Source organism: Cupriavidus sp. GW823-FHT06D04 (genome assembly GCF_058795055.1).
Window position 1 is genome coordinate 1 of sequence record NZ_JBXAHL010000116.1, and the last position, 736, is coordinate 736.

At 59.2% G+C, this 736-nt stretch carries 1 protein-coding gene; it reads left to right on the forward strand.

Features of this window, described 5'->3' with window-relative positions:
* Positions 1 to 736, forward strand: a 736-nt coding sequence (locus AC1Q7H_RS39825; RefSeq protein ID WP_492380263.1) for a reverse transcriptase domain-containing protein, incomplete at both ends; no start/stop codon positions are given.

Here is a 736-nt window from a genome sequence, read left to right on the forward strand (position 1 = left end):
GTACTCAGCGGAGCGTATCGGGCACTGCCCGTTCGGCGGCAGTACATACCCAAGCCGGACGGCAAGCAGCGCCCATTGGGGATTGCCGCACTGGAAGACAAAGTCGTCCAGCGCGCGGTGGTTGAAGTGCTAAATGCGATCTACGAGGAAGACTTTCTCGGTTTCTCGTACGGGTTCCGACCCGGACGCAGTCAGCATGATGCGCTGGACGCGTTGGCAACGGCCATCATCCGCACCCCGGTGAACTGGATTTTAGACGCCGACATCCGGAGTTTCTTTGACTCGGTCAGCCAGGACTGGCTGGTTCGATTCGTGGAGCATCGGATCGGCGACGAGCGCATCATTCGTCTTGTGCGGAAATGGCTCAAGGCGGGCGTTTTGGAGAATGGAGAACTGAGCGTCAGTGAAACAGGTACACCGCAGGGGTCAGTGGCGTCGCCACTGTTCGCGAACGTGTATATGCACTACGTGTTTGATCTCTGGGCCAACCGGTGGCGACGGCGGGAAGCTAAAGGCAACGTCATTATTCTGCGGTACGCAGATGATGTTGTGGTTGGCTTCGAGCACGAAGCTGACGCGCGGCGCTTCTGGGACGCGATGCGACAGAGGCTGGAGGAGTTCTCGCTTGTGCTTCATCCGGACAAGACGAGGTTACTGGAGTTTGGTCGCAACGCAGCGGCCAACCGCCAGCGTCGAGGTCTTGGCCGACCGGAGACCTTCGCCTTCCTGGGTTTCA